This is a genomic window from Mycobacterium sp. NPDC004974 (genome assembly GCF_053600815.1).
Genome location: NZ_JBSGAQ010000001.1, coordinates 458,947 through 479,482 on the forward strand (window position 1 = coordinate 458,947; position 20,536 = coordinate 479,482).

Consider the following 20,536-nt stretch of genomic DNA (forward strand, 5'->3'; position numbering starts at 1 on the left):
CGAGGGCTCCGTGTACCGGCAGCGGTGGAAGGCGTTGGGCAGCAGTGGGAATGCCCGCACCCGGGCACTACCAGGTGCGGGTCGCCCCGGTCTCCAGCTTGGTCCCGCGGTGGCGCCACCTGGGCTCTTTGTCGACGGTGCGCCCGGTGACTTGGCGCAGGTTGCGGATCACCGATCCGTACATCGACGATGCCGTGGTGGACACCTTGCCGCCCGGCGGTTCGTCCATGAAAGGCATGAACTTGTCCGGGAACCCGGGCATTGTGCATCCGATGCAGATGCCGCCGACATTCGGGCAACCGCCGATACCGTTGATCCAGCCCCGCTTGGGCACGTTGCATTTCACTACCGGGCCCCAACAGCCCAGTTTCACAATGCATTTCGGCGATCCGTACTCGGTCGCGAAGTCGCCTTGCTCGTAGTAGCCGGCCCGGTCACACCCCTCGTGAACGGTGTTGCCGAACAGCCATCTGGGCCGCAACGCCTCGTCGAGGGGGATCATCGGCGCCTGATCGGTGGCCATGTAGAGCAGGTAGGTCAGCGTCTCGGCGAGGTTGTCGGGCTGGATGGGGCAACCTGGCACACAGACGATCGGAATGCCCGCCTTGCTCTTCCAGTCCCAGCCGAGATAGTCGGGAACCCCCATGGCTCCGGTCGGATTGCCGGCCATGGCGTGAATACCGCCGTAGGTGGCACAGGTGCCCACCGCTACCACGGCAGTCGCCTTGGGTGTCAGCCGATCCAGCCATTCACTGGTGGTCATCGGCTGATTGGTGGCGGGGTTGTTACCGAATCCGCACCAGTAGCCCTCGCTCTTGAGCTGCTCGTTCGGAATCGATCCCTCGACGACCAGGACGAACGGATCAAGTTCGCCGCGATCGGCTTTGAAGAACCAGGCGAGAAAGTCGTCGGCACCTCCACTAGGCCCACACTCGAAGTCGATCAGGGGCCAATGAACGGCGATCCTGGGCAAGCCGGGGAGTGCCCCAAGGGCAATTTCCTCGATGCTCGGCTGGGTGGCGGCAGTCAACGCCACCGAATCACCATCACAACTCAGACCGGCGTTGATCCACAGCACATGGATCAGCGCCTCTTCTGCTTTGACTGCTGCCTCGGTTGGCATAGGTCACAGCTTTCCGGGGCCCGGGCTGTGAGCCCCAACGTCTCGATCCAGACGCACGCCATTTTTTCCGGCGCTGAAATTTGGGTTTACTCCGGGTGGAAAGCGTTGTCAACGGGGTGGGATTTGACGGCTGCGTCAAGCCAGTCGTACCAGACGTCCAGGCCGTCTCCCCGGGTGGCCGACGTCGGCAGGATGGTCACCCCGGGATTGACGGATCGGGCATGGCCGCAACAGGTTTCAATATCGAAGTCGACGTAGGGCAGCAGGTCGACCTTGTTGAGGAGCACCAGTCCGGCGGCAGCGAACATATGTGGGTACTTCAGGGGCTTGTCGGCGCCCTCGGTCACCGAGACGACCACGATCTTGCTGTGCTCACCCAGGTCGAACAGGGCGGGGCAGACCAGATTGCCGACGTTTTCGATGAACAGCAGGGTCCCGGGTGCGGGATCGAGCGTCTCCAGGGCACGCCTGACCATGGCCGCGTCCAGGTGGCAGCCCGCCCCGGTGTTGACCTGAACCGCTCGCGCACCCGCGGTCCGGATCCGTTCGGCGTCGAGCAGGGTCTCCTGATCGCCTTCGATCACCGCTATCGGCCGGGTGGGGCACAGATCGCGGATCGTGCGCTCGAGCAGGGTGGTCTTACCCGCGCCGGGCGAGCTGGTGACGTTGAACGCGGCGATGCCGCGTTCAGCCAGCCACTGCCGGTTCTGCTCGGCGATGAGATCGTTCTTGGCCAGCACTTTCTGTTCCAGGGAGATGGACTCCAGGGGTGGCTGGTGGTCGTGGTCGTGGTCGTGGGGATGCTGGTGCGGATGTTCGTGCGGGTGGTCGTGACCGGCGAGGGTGATGACTGCCCCGTCCTGGCCGCAGCCGCAGGTTGCACACATGTCAGCTCACTTCCATCGAGAGAATCCGCAGTTCCCGGCCGGCGGTCACCTCGACGTCGGCGCTTCCGCACGGGCACAAAAGGATCAGGTCGGGCAGGTCGAACTGCGCTCCACAGCTGCGGCAGTGTGCCGCTCCCGGGTGGATGTCGAGGTCGAGGCGGGCGCCGTCGGCCACCGTGCCCTCGGTGACCAGGTCGAAGCAGAAGAGCATGGAGTCCGGGACGACCGCGCACAACGCGCCCACCTCGAGCTTCACGCTGTGCACGCGCCGGCCTGCGGCGTGCTCACACACCGCGTCGACAACACTCTGGGTGATCGCCATCTCGTGCATCGCTGCCCCGTCTCCGGGCCGGATGCTCCCACGATAGGCCGGTTTGAGTGCACGTACGGCGTGTCTACTTGAATCGAACAGGTGTTCGTCTACTGTTGTCGGCATGCGATGGCGAGATGCTGGTCAAGCCGACTTGTCAGTGGCTGCCTCTAGCGTCACGGCCAACTGATCGAAACCGATCACCGAACATCACTAGGACGGAGACCCCCATGGCGCCCCAGGCCCCGGATCGCGAAAAAGCGCTCGAACTGGCGATGGCCCAGATCGACAAGAACTTCGGTAAAGGCTCGGTGATGCGCCTCGGCGAGGAGGTGCGCCAGCCGATCTCGGTGATCCCCACCGGCTCGATCTCCCTGGACGTGGCCCTCGGCATCGGCGGTCTGCCGCGCGGCCGCGTGGTCGAGATCTACGGCCCGGAATCCTCGGGTAAAACGACCGTGGCGCTGCACGCGGTGGCCAACGCTCAGGCCGCCGGCGGCATCGCGGCGTTCATCGATGCCGAGCACGCCCTGGATCCCGATTACGCCAAGAAGCTCGGTGTTGACACCGATTCACTGCTGGTGAGCCAGCCCGACACCGGTGAGCAGGCGCTGGAGATCGCCGACATGCTGGTGCGCTCGGGTGCGCTCGACATCCTGGTGATCGACTCGGTGGCGGCCCTGGTGCCCCGTGCCGAGATCGAGGGCGAGATGGGGGACAGCCACGTCGGTCTGCAGGCCCGCCTGATGAGCCAGGCGCTGCGCAAGATGACCGGCGCGCTGAACAACTCGGGCACCACCGCGATCTTCATCAACCAGCTCCGCGAGAAGATCGGCGTGATGTTCGGCTCGCCCGAAACCACCACGGGCGGTAAGGCTTTGAAGTTCTACGCCTCGGTCCGTCTGGACGTCCGGCGGATCGAGACGCTCAAGGACGGCACCGACGCGGTCGGTAACCGGACCCGGGTCAAGGTCGTCAAGAACAAGGTCTCACCGCCGTTCAAGCAGGCTGAGTTCGACATCTTGTACGGCCACGGCATCAGCCGTGAAGGCTCGCTCATCGACATGGGTGTCGAGCACGGCTTCATCCGCAAGTCCGGTTCCTGGTTCACCTATGAGGGTGAGCAGCTGGGCCAGGGCAAGGAGAACGCCCGCAAGTTCCTGCTGGAGAACGTCGACGCCGCCAACGAGATCGAGAAGAAGATCAAGGAAAAGCTCGGTATCGGTGCTGTCGTGACCGCCGAGGCGAAGGCTGATGACGTCCTTCCCGCCCCGGTTGACTTCTGAGCCGTCGGGTAAGCCCGAGGGGGAGCAGGCGCAGGATCCTCGCAAACGTGAGGAGCAGGCCAAGAACGTCTGCCTGCGCCTGCTCACCGTGCGGGCCCGTACCCGCGCCGAGTTGACCGAGCAGCTCACCAAACGGGGTTACGAAGAGGACCTCAGTGCCAAGGTGCTCAACCGGCTCACCGAGGTCGGTCTCATCGACGATGAGGACTTCGCCGAGCAGTGGGTGCGGTCCCGGCACGCCAACGCGGGAAAAGGCAAGCGCGCCTTGGCCGTCGAACTTCGAAAGAAGGGCGTGGACAACGAGGTCATCGACGCCGCGCTGGCCGACTTGGATCCGGCTGCCGAACGGCAACGGGCCGAGCAGTTGGTCCGTGACAAGTTGCGTCGCGAACGGCTCGACGACGATGACGGCGATGTGAAGGTGACCCGTCGGCTCGTCGGCATGCTGGCCCGTCGCGGCTATAACCAGTCGATGGCCTTCGACGTCGTCAGCGTCGAGCTGGCCGGCGAGCGGGAGCGCCGCCGGGTATAGCGGCCGCATTGTGTCGCTATACCCGGGTCAGTCCCGCTGGGCGTGCAGCACCTGCGCGCCCGGTGCGCCTTCCTGCTCGACAGCCTCGGCCTCCATCGGTGCGGGACCTCGATCAGATCGGCGCAGTCGCCGTTCCAGCCAGGTGGCGAACGAGGACAGCGTGAAGTTCACCGTGATCATCAAGACGGCGATCACAATCAGCGCCGGCAGGTAGTTGCCGTATGCCGACCCGATGACGGTGCCCTGGCGCACCATCTCCACAAAGGTGATCTGGTAGCCGATCGCGGTGTCCTTGAGCACCACCACCAGCTGAGACACCAGCACCGGAAGCATCGCGGTGATCGCCTGCGGCAGCAGGATCAGTCGCATCGTCTGTCCCCACGACATGCCGAGCGAGGCCGCTGCCTCACGCTGCCCGCGAGGCAGCGTGTTGATGCCGGCCCGCACGATTTCGGCGATCACGGCACCGTTGTAGAGGGTCAGGCCGGTGATCACGCCGGCCAGTGCCAGTTGCTTGGACGGGAACACGTCGTACATCGCGTAGAGGAAATACGCGAAGATCATCATGATCAGCACCGGGACCGCGCGGAAGAACTCCACGATCACGGCGCAGACCCAGCGGATCGGCGGAATCGGTGTCAACCTGCCCACACCGAGCAATACGCCCAGGATCAGAGCCAACACGATGGAGATCGCCGCGGCGGTCAGCGTGCCCTGCACGCCGGGCAGGACGTACGTCCGCCACAGGTCGGCGGTCAGGAACGGTTCCCACTTTTCGCTGGTGAGCTGTCCCTTGGCCGACATGCGTGAGATCACGATGCCGAGCACCACCGCGGCGACGACCACGGTCAGCGCCGTCAGGACGCCATTGCGGATTCGGGCCCGCGGACCGGGTGCGTCGAAGAGGACCGATGCGCTCATTACCGTGCCACCGCCAGTCGCTTGCCCAACCACCCGAACAACAGCCCCAGCGGCAGGGTCAGGATCACGAACCCGGTCGCGAAGATGGCGCCCACGATCAGCAGCGCGGCAGTGCTCTCGATCATTTCCTTCATCAACAGCGCGGCCTCCGCCACCCCGATCGCCGAGGCGATTGTGGTGTTCTTCGCCAATGCGATCAGGACTGATCCCAGCGGGATGATGACCGCTCGAAATGCCTGGGGCAGCAGGATGATTCGCAGATTCTGTCCGAAACTCAGACCCAGTGAGCGGGCCGCCTCGGCCTGGCCCAGCGGAACTGTGTTGACCCCCGAGCGCACCGTCTCACACACGAAAGACGCGGTGTAGACGGTCAACCCGAGCACAGCCAGACGGAAGTTGCTGTCCGCGATCGACGTCGGCGAATGTGGGTCCACCAGGGTGATGCCCAGCGTCTGGCCCACACCGAATGAGCAGAACAAGATGATCAGCGTCAACGGTGTGTTGCGCACGATGTTCACGTAGGCGGTGCCGAGCCAGTTCATTACCGGCGTCGGTGCCAGCCGCATCGCGGCCAGTACCGTGCCCAGGATCAGCGCACCGATCGCGGAGTACACCGTCAGCTGGATCGTGGTCCAGAACGCCGCGAATATCTGATCGCGGTGTGCGTCGAAAATCTCCACGGTCGGTGCGCTGTCTCCGACTCAGCTTCGGTCGACGGCGGGCGGCGCCGGGGTACTGATGCCGGCCGGGCCGAGGTTGCGCTCGAACGCTTCCTTCCAGGCCCCGCTGGATTCCATCTTCTCGATCGCGTCGTTGATCTTCTTGCGTAGTTCGGTGTCGCCCTTCTTCAGGCCGATGCCGTAACGCTCCTCGGAGAACGTGTCACCGACGATCTTGAAGGTGCCCGGGCTCTGCGCGGCGAAGCCGGCCAGGATCACCTCGTCGGTGGTCACCGCGTCGATGATGCCGTTCTTGAGCGCGTCGACGCAGGCCGAATAGGTGTCGAACTGTTGCAGCTGCACCTTCGGGTACTTCGTCTTGATGTTCTGCGCCGGGGTCGAACCCGATACCGAACACAGCTTCTTGTTGTTCTCCAGCGAGGCTGCCCCGGTGATGTCGTTCTCGTCGGCCCGGACCAACAGGCTCTGCCCGGTGAGCAGGTAGGGGCCGGCGAAGTCGACCTTCTCCTTGCGTGCATCGGTGATCGAGTAGGTCCCCACGATGTATTCGACCTGACCGTTCTGGATCAGCGTCTCGCGCTGCGGCGAGGGCGCTTCCTTCCACTCGATCTTGTCCTCGGGGTAGCCGAGTTCCTTGGCCACGTACTTGGCCACATCGACGTCGAAACCGGACATGGTGCCGTCGGGCTTCTTCTGACCGAGCCCCGGCTGGTCGTACTTGGTGCCGATGACGATCTTTCCGGAGTCACCGCCGCCGCCACACGCGGTCGCGGCGAAGGGGAGGGCGATCGCGAGCGCGAGGGTACCGACCAACTTGAACGGCACGAATGGCATGTTCGGGTTCCTTTCGGGACTGCGTCAGTGATGGAGGATCTTGCCGAGAAAATCTCTGGCGCGATCGGATTTCGGATTGTCGAAGAACTCGGCCGGTGGTGCGTCCTCGACGATGGCGCCGTCAGCCATGAACACCACCCGGTCAGATGCCCGGCGGGCGAAACCCATCTCGTGGGTGACCACCACCATCGTCATGCCCTCGCCGGCCAATGAGGTCATCACCGCCAGAACCTCATTGATCATCTCGGGGTCCAGGGCGCTGGTGGGCTCGTCGAACAGCATGACCTTCGGGTTCATGGCAAGTGAGCGCGCGATGGCGACGCGTTGCTGCTGACCACCGGACAGCTGGGCCGGGTACTTGTCGGCCTGGTTGGCCACCCCGACGCGATCGAGCAGGGCCATCGCCTTCTCGCGGGCTTCGGTCTTGGACTTCCGGCGCACCTTCATCGGCGCCAGCGTGACGTTCTGCAGGATCGTCTTGTGTGCGAACAGGTTGAAGGACTGGAACACCATGCCGACATCGGAGCGCAGCTGGGCCAACTTGCGCCCCTCCGCCGGCAGCACCTGGCCGTCGATCGCGATGCTGCCGGAATCGATGGTCTCCAGTCGATTGATCGTGCGGCACAACGTGGACTTACCTGAACCCGACGGGCCGAGCACCACCACGACCTGGCCGCGGCCCACTTCGAGGTTGATGTCGTTCAGTACGTGCAGAGATCCGAAGTGTTTGTTGACTCCCGACAGTGAGATCATCGGCACATCTATAAGTGCTGCATTGTCGACCTGCGGCTGCTCGCCGGGGCTTCCCATGGCAGGTGACCTTACCCAGGGAACGTCCAGCCTGCCCGGATCTCGTCAATCCGCCGCGTTAGCGTTTCGGGAGCCTCCGTACCATTGAGGCCGTGACGACGATGGTGAACCGGGACGCGACGGGCGACGCCGACGAGCGCTCGCGCGAGGAGTCCACGGCACCGGCCTCGCAGCGTGCCGTGCGCACCTATCAGGTCCGCACCTACGGCTGTCAGATGAACGTGCACGACTCCGAGCGGTTGTCGGGCCTGCTCGAGGACGCTGGATACCGACGGGCCGAGGACGGCTCCGACGCCGACATCGTGGTGTTCAACACCTGTGCGGTGCGGGAGAACGCCGACAACAAGCTGTACGGCAACCTCAGCCACCTGGCCCCGCGCAAGCAGGCCGATCCGAACATGCAGATCGCCGTCGGCGGCTGCCTGGCGCAGAAGGACCGCGACTCGGTGCTGCGCCGCGCCCCGTGGGTCGACGTGGTCTTCGGCACCCACAACATCGGGTCCCTGCCCGTGCTCCTGGACCGGGCCCGGCACAACCGCACCGCCCAGGTCGAGATCGTCGAGGCCCTGCAGGAGTTTCCGTCCACCCTGCCCGCGACGCGCGAATCCGCCTACGCGGCATGGGTGTCGATCTCGGTGGGCTGCAACAACACCTGCACGTTCTGCATCGTGCCCTCGCTGCGCGGCAAAGAGGTCGACCGGCGGCCCGGCGACATCCTCGCCGAGGTGCAGACCCTGGCCGACCAGGGCGTGCTCGAAGTCACCCTGTTGGGTCAGAACGTCAACGCCTACGGTGTGTCGTTCGCCGACCCGGAACTGCCGCGCGACCGCAGCGCGTTCGCCAAACTGCTGCGTGCCTGCGGCGACGTGGAGGGGCTGGAGCGGGTTCGGTTCACCTCACCGCACCCGGCCGAGTTCACCGACGACGTGATCGAGGCGATGGCGCAGACCCCCAACGTGTGCCCGACGCTGCACATGCCGCTGCAGTCCGGTTCAGACCGCATTCTCAAGGCGATGCGCCGCTCGTACCGGGCCGAGCGCTACCTGGGCATCATCGACAAGGTCCGGGCCGCGATTCCCGACGCCGCGATCACCACCGACCTCATCGTCGGCTTCCCCGGTGAGACCGAGGCAGATTTCCAGGCCACCCTCGACGTCGTCGAACAGTCGCGATTCGCGACCGCGTTCACGTTCCAGTACTCGATCCGGCCCGGTACCCCGGCGGCCGAGATGCCCGACCAGTTGCCGAAAGCGGTTGTCACCGAACGCTATCAGCGGCTGATCGAGCTGCAGGAGCGAATCTCCCTGCAGGAGAACCAGGCTCAGATCGGCCGGGCGGTGGAACTGTTGGTCGCGACCGGCGAGGGACGTAAGGACGCCGCCACCGCCCGCATGTCGGGCCGGGCCCGCGACGGCAGGCTCGTGCATTTCGCCCCCGGTGACAACGACATTCGGCCCGGCGACATCGTGACCACCACGGTGACCGGCGCCGCGCCGCATCATCTGATCGCCGATGCCCCGTTGGCCACCCATCGGCGCACCCGCGCCGGCGACGCCCACGCGGCCGGCCAGCGCCCCCGTACCGGCGTCGGCCTGGGGTTGCCGCGGATCGGTGCGCCGCAGACCCCACCGTCATCAGAAGGATGTGGCTGTTGAGCAACGAGAGCGACTTCGAGCGGTTCAAGGGCGACCTGGCCGCCGTCGAACGCAAGGTCACCCGGGAGTTCGACTCGGGTCCGCGTGCGATGGTGGTGGCGATCCTGGTGTTCGTGGTGCTGCTGTCGTTCGTGCTGCCGCACACCGGTTCCAGCAAGGGCTTCGACGTTCTGGTCGGTGACGCCACGGCCCTGGCAGACGGCATCTCACTACCGTCGCGGGTGTTCACCTGGCTGGCACTGGTGTTCTCGGTTGGGTTCTCGACCTTGGCGCTGATCACCCGCCGCTGGGCGCTGGCCTGGGTGGCCCTGGCCGGTTCGGCGGTAGCCAGTGCACTCGGGATGCTCGCGGTGTGGTCACGCCAGACCGCGGCGGGTCATCCCGGCCCCGGCATCGGGCTGATCATCGGCTGGCTCGCGGTAATCGTGCTCACGTTCCACTGGGCGCGGGTGGTGTGGTCGCGCACCGCACTGCAGTTGGCGGCCGAGGAGGATCGTCGCCGTCAAGCCGCCGAGCAACAGCAGCACGGCGTGCTCGGCATCCCCGGTGCGGGCACGCCCAAGCCCGACGTCACGAAACCTGACGTCACGAAGGCCGACGGCGCCAAGCCCGGCACCGACGGTGCCAAGCCCGACACCGCCGGCGAGAAGCCGGACCAGACCTAGCTGCGCTTGCCCAGCGCCTCGGCTGCAGCGTCGGCCCACTGGCGCCACTGCTCAGCGCTCGCCCTGGCCTCGGCGGCGTCTTTGGCCCGTCCTGCTGCTTCGGCCTTCTCGGCCTGGCGCTCGAACTGCTCGGCACGTGAGCGGAACTGATCGGCACGAGCCTGGGCCTCGGGATCGACGCCACCGGCCGGGGCGTCGCGGACCTTCTTCTCCACGGCGCGCAGTCGTCGTTCCAGATCGGCGGCGCGTTCGCGGGGGACCTTGCCGATCGCGTCCCACTTGTCGCCGATCGTCCGCAATGCCGCGCGGGCCGCGTCCAGATCGGTCGTGTCGATCTTCTCGGCCTCGGCCAGCAGCGCTTCTTTGGCGGTGGCATTGGCCTTGAACTCGGCGTCACGTTCGGCGTTCGCGGCGTTGCGGGCCCCGAAGAAGGTGTCCTGGGCGGCCTTGAACCGGTGCCACAGTGCGTCGTCAACGTCCTTGGCGGCGCGTCCCGCGGTCTTCCACTGCGTCAGCAGGTCCCGGAAGGCGGCCGCGGTGGCACCCCAATCGGTCGACCCGGACAGTTGCTCGGCCTGGTCGCAGAGCCCCTCTTTGAGCTGTCGGGCGCCGACGCGGCCGCGGTCGAGTTCGGCGAAGTGCGAGCCGCGACGGCGGTTGAAGGTCTCCCGGGCGGTGGAGTAGCGCTTCCACAGGGCGTCGTCGAGCTTGCGATCCAGCCCTGTGATGGTGCGCCACTCGTCGAGAATCTCGCGCAGGCGGTCACCGGCGGACTTCCACTGCGTGGAGTTCGCAGCCAGCTCCTCGGCTTCGACGGCCAGTGCTTCCTTGCGTGCGGTCTGGGCGGCACGGTGCTCGTCGCGCTGGGCCCGCTCGGTCTTGGCGGCCTCATCGGCGTGTTCCAGGATTGCCGTCAGACGAGCGCCCAACGCGTCGATGTCGCCGAGAACTGCTGCGGTGGGCAGACCTTCGGCCAGGGCGGCGGCCGCCGATTTGATCTTGCGGGCATCGCCGGTGCCTGAGGAGAGCCGATGTTCCAGCAGGGCCACCTCGGTGTGCAGATCATCGAAGCGCCGGCCGAAGTGGGCGAACGCCGACTCGGTGTCGCCGGCCTGCCACGAGCCGATGACGCGCTCACCGGATCCGCTGATCAACCACACCGTGCCGTCGTCGTCCACCCGGCCGAACCGGTGTGGGTCGCCGGTCGGTGCCACCGCGACCACGGGAGCAACCCGGCTGGGCCCAGGAACGGGGCGGGGTGGGCCTGGCCTTGGGATAGGCGAGGGCGTGGGCTTCGGCGTGGGCCCGGAGGTGGTCGGGGGGGTGGCTCCGCCTGGCTCACTGGTTGTCATATCCGCTCCTCGTACTCCGCGCGGTTCACCCGCGCATCTGCCGCGCGACGCGGCGCCTGATGCTGTTGCTTGTCCGCTATTCAAGCAGGTCGTGCTGTGCCGTGCCCACGGCTTTCGGCGCAATGCCCTGACAAACTCCGTCGGGCGGTGACGGATCGACCGCATCCGGCGGTGTCGAAGGCGCCGATCACCAGCACTCCTCGCAGCGCAGCACGGGCCGCGCATTAGTTTGGTGACGTGCTCAGCGCCATCGCGATCGTCCCCGCCACGCCGGTTCTCGTACCCGAACTCGTGGGTGTGGCGGCGGCCGAGGTGGCCGGGTTGCGCGATGCGGTGATCGCCGCGGCGGGTTCGCTACCAGCGCGTTGGCTGGCCGTCGGCGTCGGCCCCCGCGACGAGGTGTACGGACCCGACTGTGCCGGGACCTTCGCCGGCTACGGCGTCGACGTCCCGGTGGCGCTCGGCCCGGGCCCGGTGGGCGCGCCGGCCGAACTACCGCTGTGTGTGCTGGTGGCCGGGTGGATCCGTGGCCAGGCCGCACCCGATACCGACATCGAGGTGCACGCCTACGCTGCGTCCCACCCGGTAGGTGAAGCGCTGGCGCACGGCCGTGCGCTGCGCGGCCAGATCGACGAATCCACGGATCCCATCGGCGTCCTCATCGTCGCCGACGGGCTGCACACCCTCACTCCGGCGGCTCCCGGTGGTTACCTGCCGGATTCTCCTGCCACCCAGCAGGACCTCGACGACGCCCTGGCCACCGGTGACCTCGCGGCGCTGGCCGAGCTGCCCGAACCGGTACTCGGCAGGGTCGCCTACCAGGTGTTGGCCGGCCTGACCGGATCCGCTCCCGGCTCGGCACGTGAGCTGTACCGCGGTGCGCCCTACGGGGTCGGCTACTTCGTCGGCGAATGGCTGCCATGACGCGACCGATCGCGATCATCGGGCCCACCGGCACCGGGAAATCGGCGCTGGCATTGGCGGTTGCCGAGGGACTGGGCGGCGAAATCGTGAATGCCGACGCGATGCAGTTCTACCGCGGCATGGACATCGGCACGGCCAAGCTGCCCGTGGCCGGGCGCCACGGCATCCCGCACCACCAGCTCGATGTGCTCGAGGTCACCGAGACCGCCACGGTGGCGCGCTACCAGCGCGACGCCGCGGCCGATGTCGAGGCCATCGCGGCCCGCGGCGCCGTCCCGGTGATCGTCGGCGGCTCGATGCTCTACATCCAGTCGCTGCTCGACGAATGGACGTTTCCGGCGACCGATCCAGCGGTGCGGGCCCGGTGGGAAGGCCGGCTGGCCGAGGTGGGAGTGGCCGCCCTGCATGCCGAGCTGACCCGGGTGGACCCCGCCGCAGGAGCGTCGATCCTGCCCACCGACGGCCGGCGGATCGTGCGGGCCCTGGAGGTCGTGGAGCTCACCGGCCAACCGTTCGCCGCCTCGGCGCCGAGCATCGGCACGCCGCGCTGGGACACCGCGATCATCGGATTGGATTGGGAGACATCTGTTCTCGATGCGCGCCTGGAACAACGCACCGACCTGATGTTCGCCGACGGCCTGGTGGACGAGGTGCGGACACTGATCGGCCGGGGACTGCGTGACGGGGTCACCGCTGCGCGGGCGCTCGGTTACGCGCAGGTGCTGGCCGACCTCGACGCCGGGGGAGACGGCGCCGCCGCCCTGGAGCCCACTTTCATCGGCACCCGCCGCTACGTGCGCCGGCAGCGCTCCTGGTTCCGGCGCGACCATCGGGTGGTGTGGCTGGACGGGGCCGCCGACGGACTGGTGCACGACGCGCTGCGGGCGTGGCGGCACGTATCCTGATCAGGTGATCTTCGCCAAAGGGCACGGCACCCAGAACGATTTCGTGGTGCTGCCCGACCTCGACGCCGCGCTGTCGCTGACCCCGGCCGCCGTGGCCGCGCTGTGCGACCGCCGCCGCGGCCTGGGCGCCGACGGCGTGCTGCGGGTGACGACTGCCGGGGCCGCGCAGGCCGCCGGCGTCTTCGAGCGACTGCCCGACGGGGTTGCGGCCTCCGACTGGTACATGGACTACCGCAACGCCGACGGCTCGATCGCGCAGATGTGCGGCAACGGGGTGAGGGTGTTCGCGCACTACCTGCGCGCCTCCGGCCTGGAATCCGCCGACGAGTTCGTGGTGGGCTCGCTGGCCGGCCCACGCCCCGTGGTGCTGCACAGCGTCGACGCCACCACTGCGGACGTGACCGTCGAGATGGGCAAGGCCAACCGGTTCGGCACGGGAACCGCGGTGGTCGGTGGCCGCCGCGTCAGCGGTGTGGCCGTCGACGTGGGCAATCCGCATCTGGCGTGTGTCGGGCTGACCGAGGGGGAGTTGGCGGCGCTCGACGTCGCGGCGCCGGTGTCCTTCGACGAGCAGCTGTTCCCCGAGGGGGTCAACGTCGAGGTCCTCACCGTCCCGGTCGATGGTGCGGTGTCGATGCGCGTGCACGAGCGTGGTGTCGGCGAGACCCGTTCCTGCGGCACCGGCACCGTCGCGGCCACCCTGGCGGCACTGGCCCATCAGGGTGCCGACACGGGGGCGTTGCGGGTGCGCATCCCGGGAGGGGAGGTCACCGTGACGATCACCGAGTCCACCAGCTACCTGCGTGGACCGTCTGTGTTGGTGGCCCGAGGTGACCTGTCCGAGCAGTGGTGGAACGCTGAGCACAAGTAATTGGAGTGCGGGCGGCCCGATCCACGTGACAACCTGTAAGTACATATGACTCATCCAGAACATCCCGTCACCCCCAGCACAGGCGAGCTGGCCCTCGAAGACCGCGCATCGCTGCGCCGCGTCGCCGGGCTGTCCACCGAACTCGCCGACGTCACCGAGGTCGAATACCGGCAGCTGAGGCTGGAGCGCGTGGTCCTGGTCGGCGTGTGGACCGAGGGCAGCGCCGCCGACGCCGATGCCAGCCTGACCGAGTTGGCGGCGCTGGCCGAGACCGCGGGCTCGGAAGTGCTCGAGGGGCTGATCCAGCGCCGGGACAAGCCCGATCCATCGACCTACATCGGCTCGGGCAAGGCCATGGAACTGCGCGAGGTGGTACTCGCAACCGGAGCAGACACCGTCATCTGCGACGGTGAACTCTCACCCGCGCAGCTCAACTCGCTGGAGAAAGTGGTCAAGGTCAAGGTCATCGACCGCACCGCGTTGATCCTCGACATCTTCGCCCAGCACGCGACCAGCCGGGAGGGCAAGGCGCAGGTGTCGCTGGCCCAGATGGAGTACATGCTGCCCAGGCTGCGCGGCTGGGGTGAATCGATGTCGCGCCAGGCCGGCGGCCGCGCCGGCGGGGCCGGCGGTGGCGTGGGAACCCGCGGGCCCGGCGAGACCAAGATCGAAACCGACCGCCGCCGCATCCGTGAGCGGATGGCCAAGCTGCGCCGCGAGATTCGCGACATGAAGAAGATCCGCGACACCCAGCGCAGCCGGCGGCTGTCCTCGGAGGCCGCGTCGGTGGCGATCGTGGGCTACACCAACGCCGGTAAGTCCAGCCTGCTCAACGCCCTGACCGGGGCCGGCGTGCTGGTGGAGAACGCCCTGTTCGCGACGCTCGAACCCACCACGCGCCGTGGAGAATTCGACGACGGGCGGCCATTCGTGCTGACCGACACCGTCGGCTTCGTCCGGCACCTGCCCACCCAGCTGGTCGAGGCATTCCGGTCCACCCTCGAAGAGGTGGTCGACGCCGACCTGCTGGTGCACGTGGTGGACGGCGCAGACGACCATCCGCTGGCGCAGATCAACGCAGTCCGCCAGGTGGTCAACGATGTGGTCGCCGAATACGACATCGCTCCACCGCCGGAGTTGTTGGTGGTCAACAAGATCGATGCGGCCACCGACCTCGGGCTGGCGACGCTGCGGCGCGCACTGCCCGACGCGGTATTCGTCTCGGCGCACACCGGTGAGGGGTTGGACCGGCTGCGGGCCCGGATGGCGGAGATGATCCCCCCGACCGACGCGACGGTGGACGTGACGATCCCCTACGACCGTGGGGACCTGGTGGCGCGGGTGCATGCCGACGGTCGGGTGGATGCCACCGAACACACCGCCGACGGCACCCGCATCAAGGCGCGGGTACCGATGGCGCTGGCGGCGAGCCTGAGCGAGTTCGCCACTTTCTGAGCGCTTCTCAGAGCGGGCGTCAGGCCGCCGCAGGCTTCTTCTCGGTGGCGCCGGCCGGCTTGGCCTTGTCTTTGCCTGTGTCCTGGCCGCCCAGTGCCTTACGTACGGTGCTGCGGATCGACTTCGCCAGATCACGCGCCGGCCGGACGTCGCCGGCGCGCAGCTTCGGCCGTTTGGTCTCGGTGGTCGGCGTGCCTTCGGAGTCGGTGGTCGCCTTGGTCAACGGGTTCGCCTTGAGCACATTGAGTTCAGGCAAGTCGGGAAGCTTGGGCGACTCGGGTGCGATGGCGGTGGTGTGCGAAACCTTCACGTTGTCTTGCGCGTTGGCGGTATCCGCGGATTCGGTCGGGTCGGACCAGCCCGGCAACGGGTCGAGGCCAGGGTTGCGTGCTGCCTGGATTCCCTCTGGGATGTCGTTGATGAGGTCGGTGACGAGCTTCACCGGGTTGACCCTCGGCACCAGTTGGAACGGCGTCGGGCTGCCGTAATCGCCACGGTCATAGCCGGTTTCGATCAACGTCTGCATCATCGGTGAGACCAGATCGACGAGTGGTATCACCACGGCGGATGTTCCGGTCGCCGCGCCGAGGTCGATCAGCGGCTGCATGATCGGCAGGTACTTCGCCGGCAGGGTGATGTAGCGGGTGTCGCCGTGTACCTGGCAGTGAGTGGCCTCCGAGCAATTCGCTTGGGCATTCGCGACCGCGGCCTGCACTTGCTCGGGCGTGTATCCGTAAGGCGTCGCGCCGGCCTCGTCACTGCCCTTGGGGGCCAGGTAGGTGCCGTGCACGTATTCGAACCCGGCGAGCGCGTTGGCCAGGGACAACGGGTTGAGCACCCAGGACGGTGCGTCGGCGACGCCGTCGTACTGCAGCGCGATGTCATCGGTGTTGATCACCCCGTCGGGCGCGGTGTCGGTGGGCGTCGGATTGCCGAACGTCGCGTCCAGGATGGGCACGGTGCCGAGTGCTGCAAGCCGCTCGAACAAGCCGCCGTTGGGCCGGTTCGGGTTGCCGATCAGCACGAATGAGACGTTGGTGGGCAACGTCGGGTCGCCTGCGTTGTTGAGATATGCGAGATTGCGCTTGTAGATGCCGGCGACGGTGGCGCCCTGCGAATAGCCGAAGATCACGACCTCGTGGTCCGGGTTGTAGTTCTGCTCTTGGCCGGGAGCCGGTGGGGTCAGCTGTGCACCGTAGGCGGTGGCCAGACTTGAGAGACCGCTCTGCACCGAGACGTTCCACTTGGCGCCCTCCAGTCCGCCCCACCCGGCGAACGGGAACGGCCAGAACTGGGCGATGTAGGGAACACCGACGCACGTCACGTCGGTGCAGGTGCTGCCCGGCGCCACGTAGTACTGGACCGCGTGATCCTCGTAGTTCTGCGACAACGCCGGATTCGGTGTGCCGGTACCCGGAACCACCAGCACCGTGGCGCTGAGCACGACGTCGGCGGTGAAGGTCGTGGTGACCGCTATCGCGGCGGAACCGGACAGGGCCACGGCGCCGACCAGCAGCGACCTGGCAGCAGAACGGGGTGAGAATCGCATCGGCCCGGATCTCCTTCTGCTGACGCCGCGGTCAGCGCTGAAGGGATCCTTGCACCGGCACGCAACTGCTACCGGGAAAACGGCCGAAGTGGTGGCCGCCCAACGGTTTCAGCGTTCCCGGATCACCGGAGGCTCGTGAGCCCGCACCGGGGGCAGCGGGCGAGCGAACTTCTCGACCTGCACCAGGACGTGAGCGCCGGTGCATCCCCGCGCCAGCGACGAGGTGCCCACGTCTTCGGTGAGCACGTTGGGATTGCCGTGCACGCACATCGAACCGGGGTCGGCCGGATCGGCCGGATCGAACCAGGCCCCGGTCGACAGTTGCACCACCGCCGGGCGCAGTCGGTCATCGATCACCACGCCGGCCAGGCACGCCCCACGGTCGTTGAACACCCGTACCACGTCGCCATCGACGAGACCGCGTACCGCCGCGTCAGCTGGGTGGATCCGGATCGGTTCGCGCCCTTGGACTTTCGATGCCTGGCTGGCGGCACCACCGTCGAGTTGGCTGTGCAGACGGGTCGCGGGCTGATTGGCCAGCAGGTGCAACGGATACGCCCGGGCTCGCTGCCCGCCGAGCCACTCCGTCGGCTCGTACCAGCGGGGGTGGCCGGCGCAGTCGTCGTAGCCGAACCCGTCGATGTCGGCGGAGAAGATCTCGATGCGGCCGCTCGGGGTGGCCAGCCGCCGCCCGACCGGGTCGGCCCGGAAATCGGCGAGCAGTGTCAGCCCTGGCTCGGTGGGCAACCGCAAGCTGCCCGCGGCCCAGAACTCGTCGAATCCGGGAACCTCGAAATCCAGCCCGGCAGACCACTTTTCATACATGTGGACCAGCCACTGCCGCGCCGTTCGACCCTCGGTGAACCGCTCGCCGAAGCCGAGCCGATCCGACAGCGCCGAGAACGTGGTGTAGTCATCGCGGGAGTCGGCATACGGCTGCGCCAGTGCGGGCATGGCTACGAGCAGCGGGTCATTACGTGATCCCGAGTAGTCCTCACGTTCATAGGCGGTGGTCGAGGGCACCACGATGTCGGCATGCTTGGCCATCGCCGTCCAGTACGGATCGTGCACCACGATGGTGTCCACGCGGGACAGGGCGCGGCGCAATCTCGGAATGTTCTGGTGGTGGTGGAACGGATTGCCGCCGGCCCAGTACACACACTTGATGTCGGGGTAGGTCAGCGCCAGGCCGTTGTAATCGAACGGCTGACCCGGGTGCAGCAGCATGTCGGTGACCGCGGCGACCGGGATGAACGTCTGCACCGGGTTGGGCCCCTGCGGCAGGGCGGGTAGGCCGCAGCGCAGCGGCGGCAGCCCCGGCTCGTTCATCGACCCGTAGCCGTGTCCGAAACCTCCGCCGGGGATCCCGATCTGGCCGAGCATCGCGGCCAGGGTCAGGCCCATCCACGGAGCCTGCTCGCCATGCCGGACCCGCTGCAGCGACCAACTGACGGTGACCAGGGTGCGCGAGGCGGCCATCCGCCGGGCCAGTGCGGTCAGTTCCTCGGCCGGCAGGCCGCTGAGCCGTGAGGCCCACTGCGGGCTCTTCGCGACGCCGTCGTCGCGGCCCAGTAGGTACCGCTCGAACCGCGGATACCCGGTGCAGTGCGTGTCCAGGAAGTCGAGATCGGCCAGTCCCTCGGTGGCCAGGACGTAGGCCAGCGCGAGCATCACCGCCACGTCGGTGCCGGGGACCGGGGCCAGCCAATGACAGTCGCCGTCGATATCGTCGCGCAGCGGGCTCAACGACACGATCTGTGCGCCCCGGTCACGCAACCGGCGCAGCGCATCGCGGGCCGGATGTGCCGTGGTGCCACCGTGATTGATGCCGGTGTTCTTCAGCGCGACACCGCCGAAGCAGACCAGCAGGTCGGTGTGTTCGGCGATGACATCCCAGTCGGTGGAGCGTTTGAACAGGTCGTCGTGGGTTCCGACCACCCGGGGCATGATCACCGCGGTCGCGCCCAGGCTGTAGGAATGGCGGGAAAAGGTATAGCCGCCAAGCATTTTCAGAAAGCGGTGCACCTGACTCTGGGCGTGGTGGAAGCGTCCGGCGCTGGCCCAGCCGTACGAGCCGCCGTAGATCGCCTCGTTGCCGTAGGTGTCGACGACCCGCCGCAGCTCGTCGGCCAGCAATTCGGTGAGGTCGTCCCAGGACACCGCGACGTACTCGTCGGCACCCCGCTCGCTGCTGGGGCCGGGGCCGTCCCTCAGCCAGCCGCGCCGGACCGCGGGCCCGACGATGCGGGAGCGGTGCCGGATCGAGCCCGGGAGGTTGCCGAGCAACGGCGAAGGGTCGGCGTCGCCGGCCTGCGGTGTGACGGCGGTGATATCGCCGTCGGCGAGGTCGGCGGTGAAGGCGCCCCAGTGCGCGAGGCTCGCGGGGGACTGGGGCATGGCCCGAGTTTACGGGCGGTATCGGCCCTCCCCGGAGCTGACCAACCACCCGGTTGGTATAGGTTGGCCCCCAAATCCGTAACCAGTACCGGAGGTCACACCATGGGCAGTGTTGTGAAGTACGACCGCACGTTGTTCGAGCGGGAGCACGAGCTGTTCCGCGAGTCGTACCGGGCGTTTCTGGACAAGCACGTCGCGCCGTTTCACGACCAGTGGGAAAAAGACAAGATCGTCGACCGCGGCGTCTGGCTCGAGGCGGGTAAGCAGGGCTTTCTCGGCACGGCGGTGCCCGAGGAGTACGGCGGCGGCGGCAACGACGATTTCCGGTACAACACGATCGTCTGCGAGGAGACCGTCGCCGGCCGCTACAGCGGCATCGGCTTCAGCCTGCACAACGACGTCGTCGCGCCATATCTGCTCCGGCTGGCCACCGAGGAGCAGAAGCAGCGCTGGCTGCCCAAGTTCTGCACGGGTGAATTGATCACGGCGATCGCAATGACCGAACCCGGTACCGGCAGCGACCTGCAGGGCATCAAGACCCGCGCGGTCCGCGACGGCGACCACTACGTACTCAACGGGTCGAAGACCTTCATCACCAACGGCATCAACTCCGACCTCGTGATCGTCGTCGCCCAGACCGACCCCGAGAAGGGGGCCCTGGGCTTCTCCCTGCTGGTGGTGGAGCGCGGAATGGAGGGCTTCGAGCGGGGGCGGCACCTGGACAAGATCGGTCTGGAGGCCCAGGACACCGCCGAGTTGTCGTTCACCGATGTCAAGGTGCCGGTCGAGAATCTCCTCGGCGAGGAAGGGCAGGGTTTCGTCTATCTGATGCAGAACCTGCCGCAGGAACGCATCTCGATCGCCATCATGGCCGCGGCGGCGATGGAAGCGGTGTTGGAGCAGACGGTGCAGTACACCAAGGAGCGCAAGGCGTTCGGCAAGCCCATCGGCAGCTTCCAGAACAGCCGGTTCCTGCTGGCCGAACTGGCGACCGAGGCCACCGTGGTGCGGATGATGGTCGACGAGTTCATCCGGTTGCACCTCGACGAGAAGCTCACCGTGGAGCAGGCCGCGATGGCCAAGTGGTACTCCACCGAGAAGCAGGTCGACCTCATCGACCGCTGCCTGCAGCTGCACGGCGGCTACGGCTACATGCGGGAGTACCCGGTCGCACGGGCCTACCTGGACGCGCGGGTGCAGACCATTTACGGCGGCACCACCGAGATCATGAAGGAGATCATCGGACGCAGTTTGGGCGTCTGATGAGTCCGAACTACCCCGCCTGACGACCCGAGAAGCCCATATCTGGGTCGTCAGACCCAGATATTGCGGCTTTTTTGGGCATGATCGGCCACGTTCCTTGGTTATCCTCACCTGCTG

The 20,536-nt window shown here is 67.1% G+C and carries 19 protein-coding genes; 9 read left to right on the forward strand and 10 right to left on the reverse strand.

Annotated features, from left to right (window positions below; genetic code table 11):
- Nucleotides 1–67: 67 nt before the first annotated feature.
- The 3 genes from ACWEFV_RS02300 to ACWEFV_RS02310 form a co-directional block, all read right to left on the reverse strand.
- Entirely contained in the window at nt 68–1,123 is a 1,056-nt protein-coding gene (locus ACWEFV_RS02300) for an NADH-quinone oxidoreductase subunit B family protein (protein WP_450068932.1), read from the reverse strand.
- Nucleotides 1,124–1,209: 86 nt separating this feature from the next.
- The gene (hypB, locus tag ACWEFV_RS02305) at nt 1,210–2,010 is read right to left on the reverse strand and encodes a hydrogenase nickel incorporation protein HypB (RefSeq protein ID WP_450068933.1); all 801 of its coding nucleotides are present in this window, start codon (nt 2,008–2,010) and stop codon (nt 1,210–1,212) included.
- Nucleotide 2,011: 1 nt separating this feature from the next.
- Nucleotides 2,012–2,341, reverse strand: a complete 330-nt coding sequence (locus ACWEFV_RS02310) for a hydrogenase maturation nickel metallochaperone HypA/HybF (protein WP_450068934.1) — start codon at nt 2,339–2,341, stop codon at nt 2,012–2,014.
- 209 nt (nt 2,342–2,550) lie between these two features.
- Between ACWEFV_RS02310 and recA the strand changes: the two genes are divergently transcribed.
- Together recA and recX are read left to right on the forward strand one after the other, a co-directional pair.
- Nucleotides 2,551–3,606 (forward strand): recombinase RecA, encoded by a 1,056-nt coding sequence (recA, locus tag ACWEFV_RS02315; protein WP_135453829.1) that lies wholly within the window; start codon nt 2,551–2,553, stop codon nt 3,604–3,606.
- Entirely contained in the window at nt 3,575–4,138 is a 564-nt protein-coding gene (recX, locus tag ACWEFV_RS02320) for a recombination regulator RecX (protein ID WP_135453830.1), read from the forward strand. The genes recA and recX overlap by 32 nt, the downstream gene beginning before the upstream one ends.
- Nucleotides 4,139–4,165: 27 nt before the next feature.
- Here the strand turns inward: recX and ACWEFV_RS02325 are convergent, their stop codons facing one another.
- Genes ACWEFV_RS02325 through ACWEFV_RS02340 form a run of 4 tightly spaced genes read right to left on the reverse strand, consistent with a single transcriptional unit; the run spans nt 4,166 to nt 7,326 of the window.
- Nucleotides 4,166–5,059, reverse strand: a complete 894-nt coding sequence (locus ACWEFV_RS02325) for an amino acid ABC transporter permease (protein WP_135453831.1) — start codon at nt 5,057–5,059, stop codon at nt 4,166–4,168.
- Nucleotides 5,059–5,739, reverse strand: a complete 681-nt coding sequence (locus ACWEFV_RS02330; RefSeq protein WP_135453832.1) for an amino acid ABC transporter permease — start codon at nt 5,737–5,739, stop codon at nt 5,059–5,061. The genes ACWEFV_RS02325 and ACWEFV_RS02330 overlap by 1 nt, the downstream gene beginning before the upstream one ends.
- 21 nt (nt 5,740–5,760) lie before the next feature.
- On the reverse strand, nt 5,761–6,573 hold the full coding sequence (locus ACWEFV_RS02335) for a glutamate ABC transporter substrate-binding protein (protein ID WP_135453833.1): 813 nt from the start codon (nt 6,571–6,573) through the stop codon (nt 5,761–5,763).
- 24 nt (nt 6,574–6,597) lie between these two features.
- Nucleotides 6,598–7,326 carry an amino acid ABC transporter ATP-binding protein gene (locus ACWEFV_RS02340; protein WP_167858105.1) on the reverse strand — a complete coding sequence of 243 codons (729 nt, stop codon included), beginning with the start codon at nt 7,324–7,326 and terminating at the stop codon, nt 6,598–6,600.
- A gap of 158 nt (nt 7,327–7,484) precedes the next feature.
- On the opposite strand from ACWEFV_RS02340, the gene miaB reads away from it, so the two are divergent.
- Both miaB and ACWEFV_RS02350 read left to right on the forward strand, forming a co-directional pair.
- Entirely contained in the window at nt 7,485–9,038 is a 1,554-nt protein-coding gene (gene miaB, locus ACWEFV_RS02345; protein ID WP_450069253.1) for a tRNA (N6-isopentenyl adenosine(37)-C2)-methylthiotransferase MiaB, read from the forward strand.
- Complete coding sequence (locus ACWEFV_RS02350; protein WP_450068935.1) at nt 9,026–9,703, forward strand: Rv2732c family membrane protein; 678 nt, start codon at nt 9,026–9,028, stop codon at nt 9,701–9,703. Before miaB ends, ACWEFV_RS02350 begins: the two co-directional genes overlap by 13 nt.
- Here the strand turns inward: ACWEFV_RS02350 and ACWEFV_RS02355 are convergent.
- Nucleotides 9,700–11,055, reverse strand: coding sequence for a DUF349 domain-containing protein (locus ACWEFV_RS02355; RefSeq protein ID WP_135453836.1), 1,356 nt, complete (start codon nt 11,053–11,055; stop codon nt 9,700–9,702). The two genes, ACWEFV_RS02350 and ACWEFV_RS02355, sit on opposite strands and share 4 nt — an antisense overlap.
- Before the next feature lie 237 nt (nt 11,056–11,292).
- On the opposite strand from ACWEFV_RS02355, the gene ACWEFV_RS02360 reads away from it, so the two are divergent.
- Genes ACWEFV_RS02360 through hflX form a run of 4 tightly spaced genes read left to right on the forward strand, consistent with a single transcriptional unit; the run spans nt 11,293 to nt 15,210 of the window.
- Nucleotides 11,293–11,979, forward strand: coding sequence for a hypothetical protein (locus tag ACWEFV_RS02360; RefSeq protein WP_450068936.1), 687 nt, complete (start codon nt 11,293–11,295; stop codon nt 11,977–11,979).
- A complete protein-coding gene (gene miaA / locus ACWEFV_RS02365; RefSeq protein WP_450068937.1) occupies nt 11,976–12,884 on the forward strand; it encodes a tRNA (adenosine(37)-N6)-dimethylallyltransferase MiaA in 909 nt (302 codons plus the stop codon). The genes ACWEFV_RS02360 and miaA overlap by 4 nt, the downstream gene beginning before the upstream one ends.
- 4 nt (nt 12,885–12,888) lie before the next feature.
- Entirely contained in the window at nt 12,889–13,755 is an 867-nt protein-coding gene (gene dapF, locus ACWEFV_RS02370) for a diaminopimelate epimerase (RefSeq protein WP_135453839.1), read from the forward strand.
- A gap of 45 nt (nt 13,756–13,800) precedes the next feature.
- Complete coding sequence (gene hflX, locus ACWEFV_RS02375) at nt 13,801–15,210, forward strand: GTPase HflX (RefSeq protein WP_450068938.1); 1,410 nt, start codon at nt 13,801–13,803, stop codon at nt 15,208–15,210.
- A 19-nt stretch (nt 15,211–15,229) separates the two neighbouring features.
- Here hflX and ACWEFV_RS02380 read toward each other — a convergent pair whose 3' ends face one another.
- Both ACWEFV_RS02380 and ACWEFV_RS02385 read right to left on the reverse strand, forming a co-directional pair.
- Entirely contained in the window at nt 15,230–16,759 is a 1,530-nt protein-coding gene (locus tag ACWEFV_RS02380; protein ID WP_450068939.1) for a PE-PPE domain-containing protein, read from the reverse strand.
- Nucleotides 16,760–16,867: 108 nt separating this feature from the next.
- Nucleotides 16,868–19,156: a molybdopterin-dependent oxidoreductase gene (locus ACWEFV_RS02385; RefSeq protein ID WP_450068940.1), complete on the reverse strand. Its 2,289-nt coding sequence runs from the start codon at nt 19,154–19,156 to the stop codon at nt 16,868–16,870.
- 102 nt (nt 19,157–19,258) lie between these two features.
- Between ACWEFV_RS02385 and ACWEFV_RS02390 the strand changes: the two genes are divergently transcribed.
- Entirely contained in the window at nt 19,259–20,419 is a 1,161-nt protein-coding gene (locus tag ACWEFV_RS02390; RefSeq protein WP_450068941.1) for an acyl-CoA dehydrogenase family protein, read from the forward strand.
- Nucleotides 20,420–20,536 lie beyond the last annotated feature (117 nt).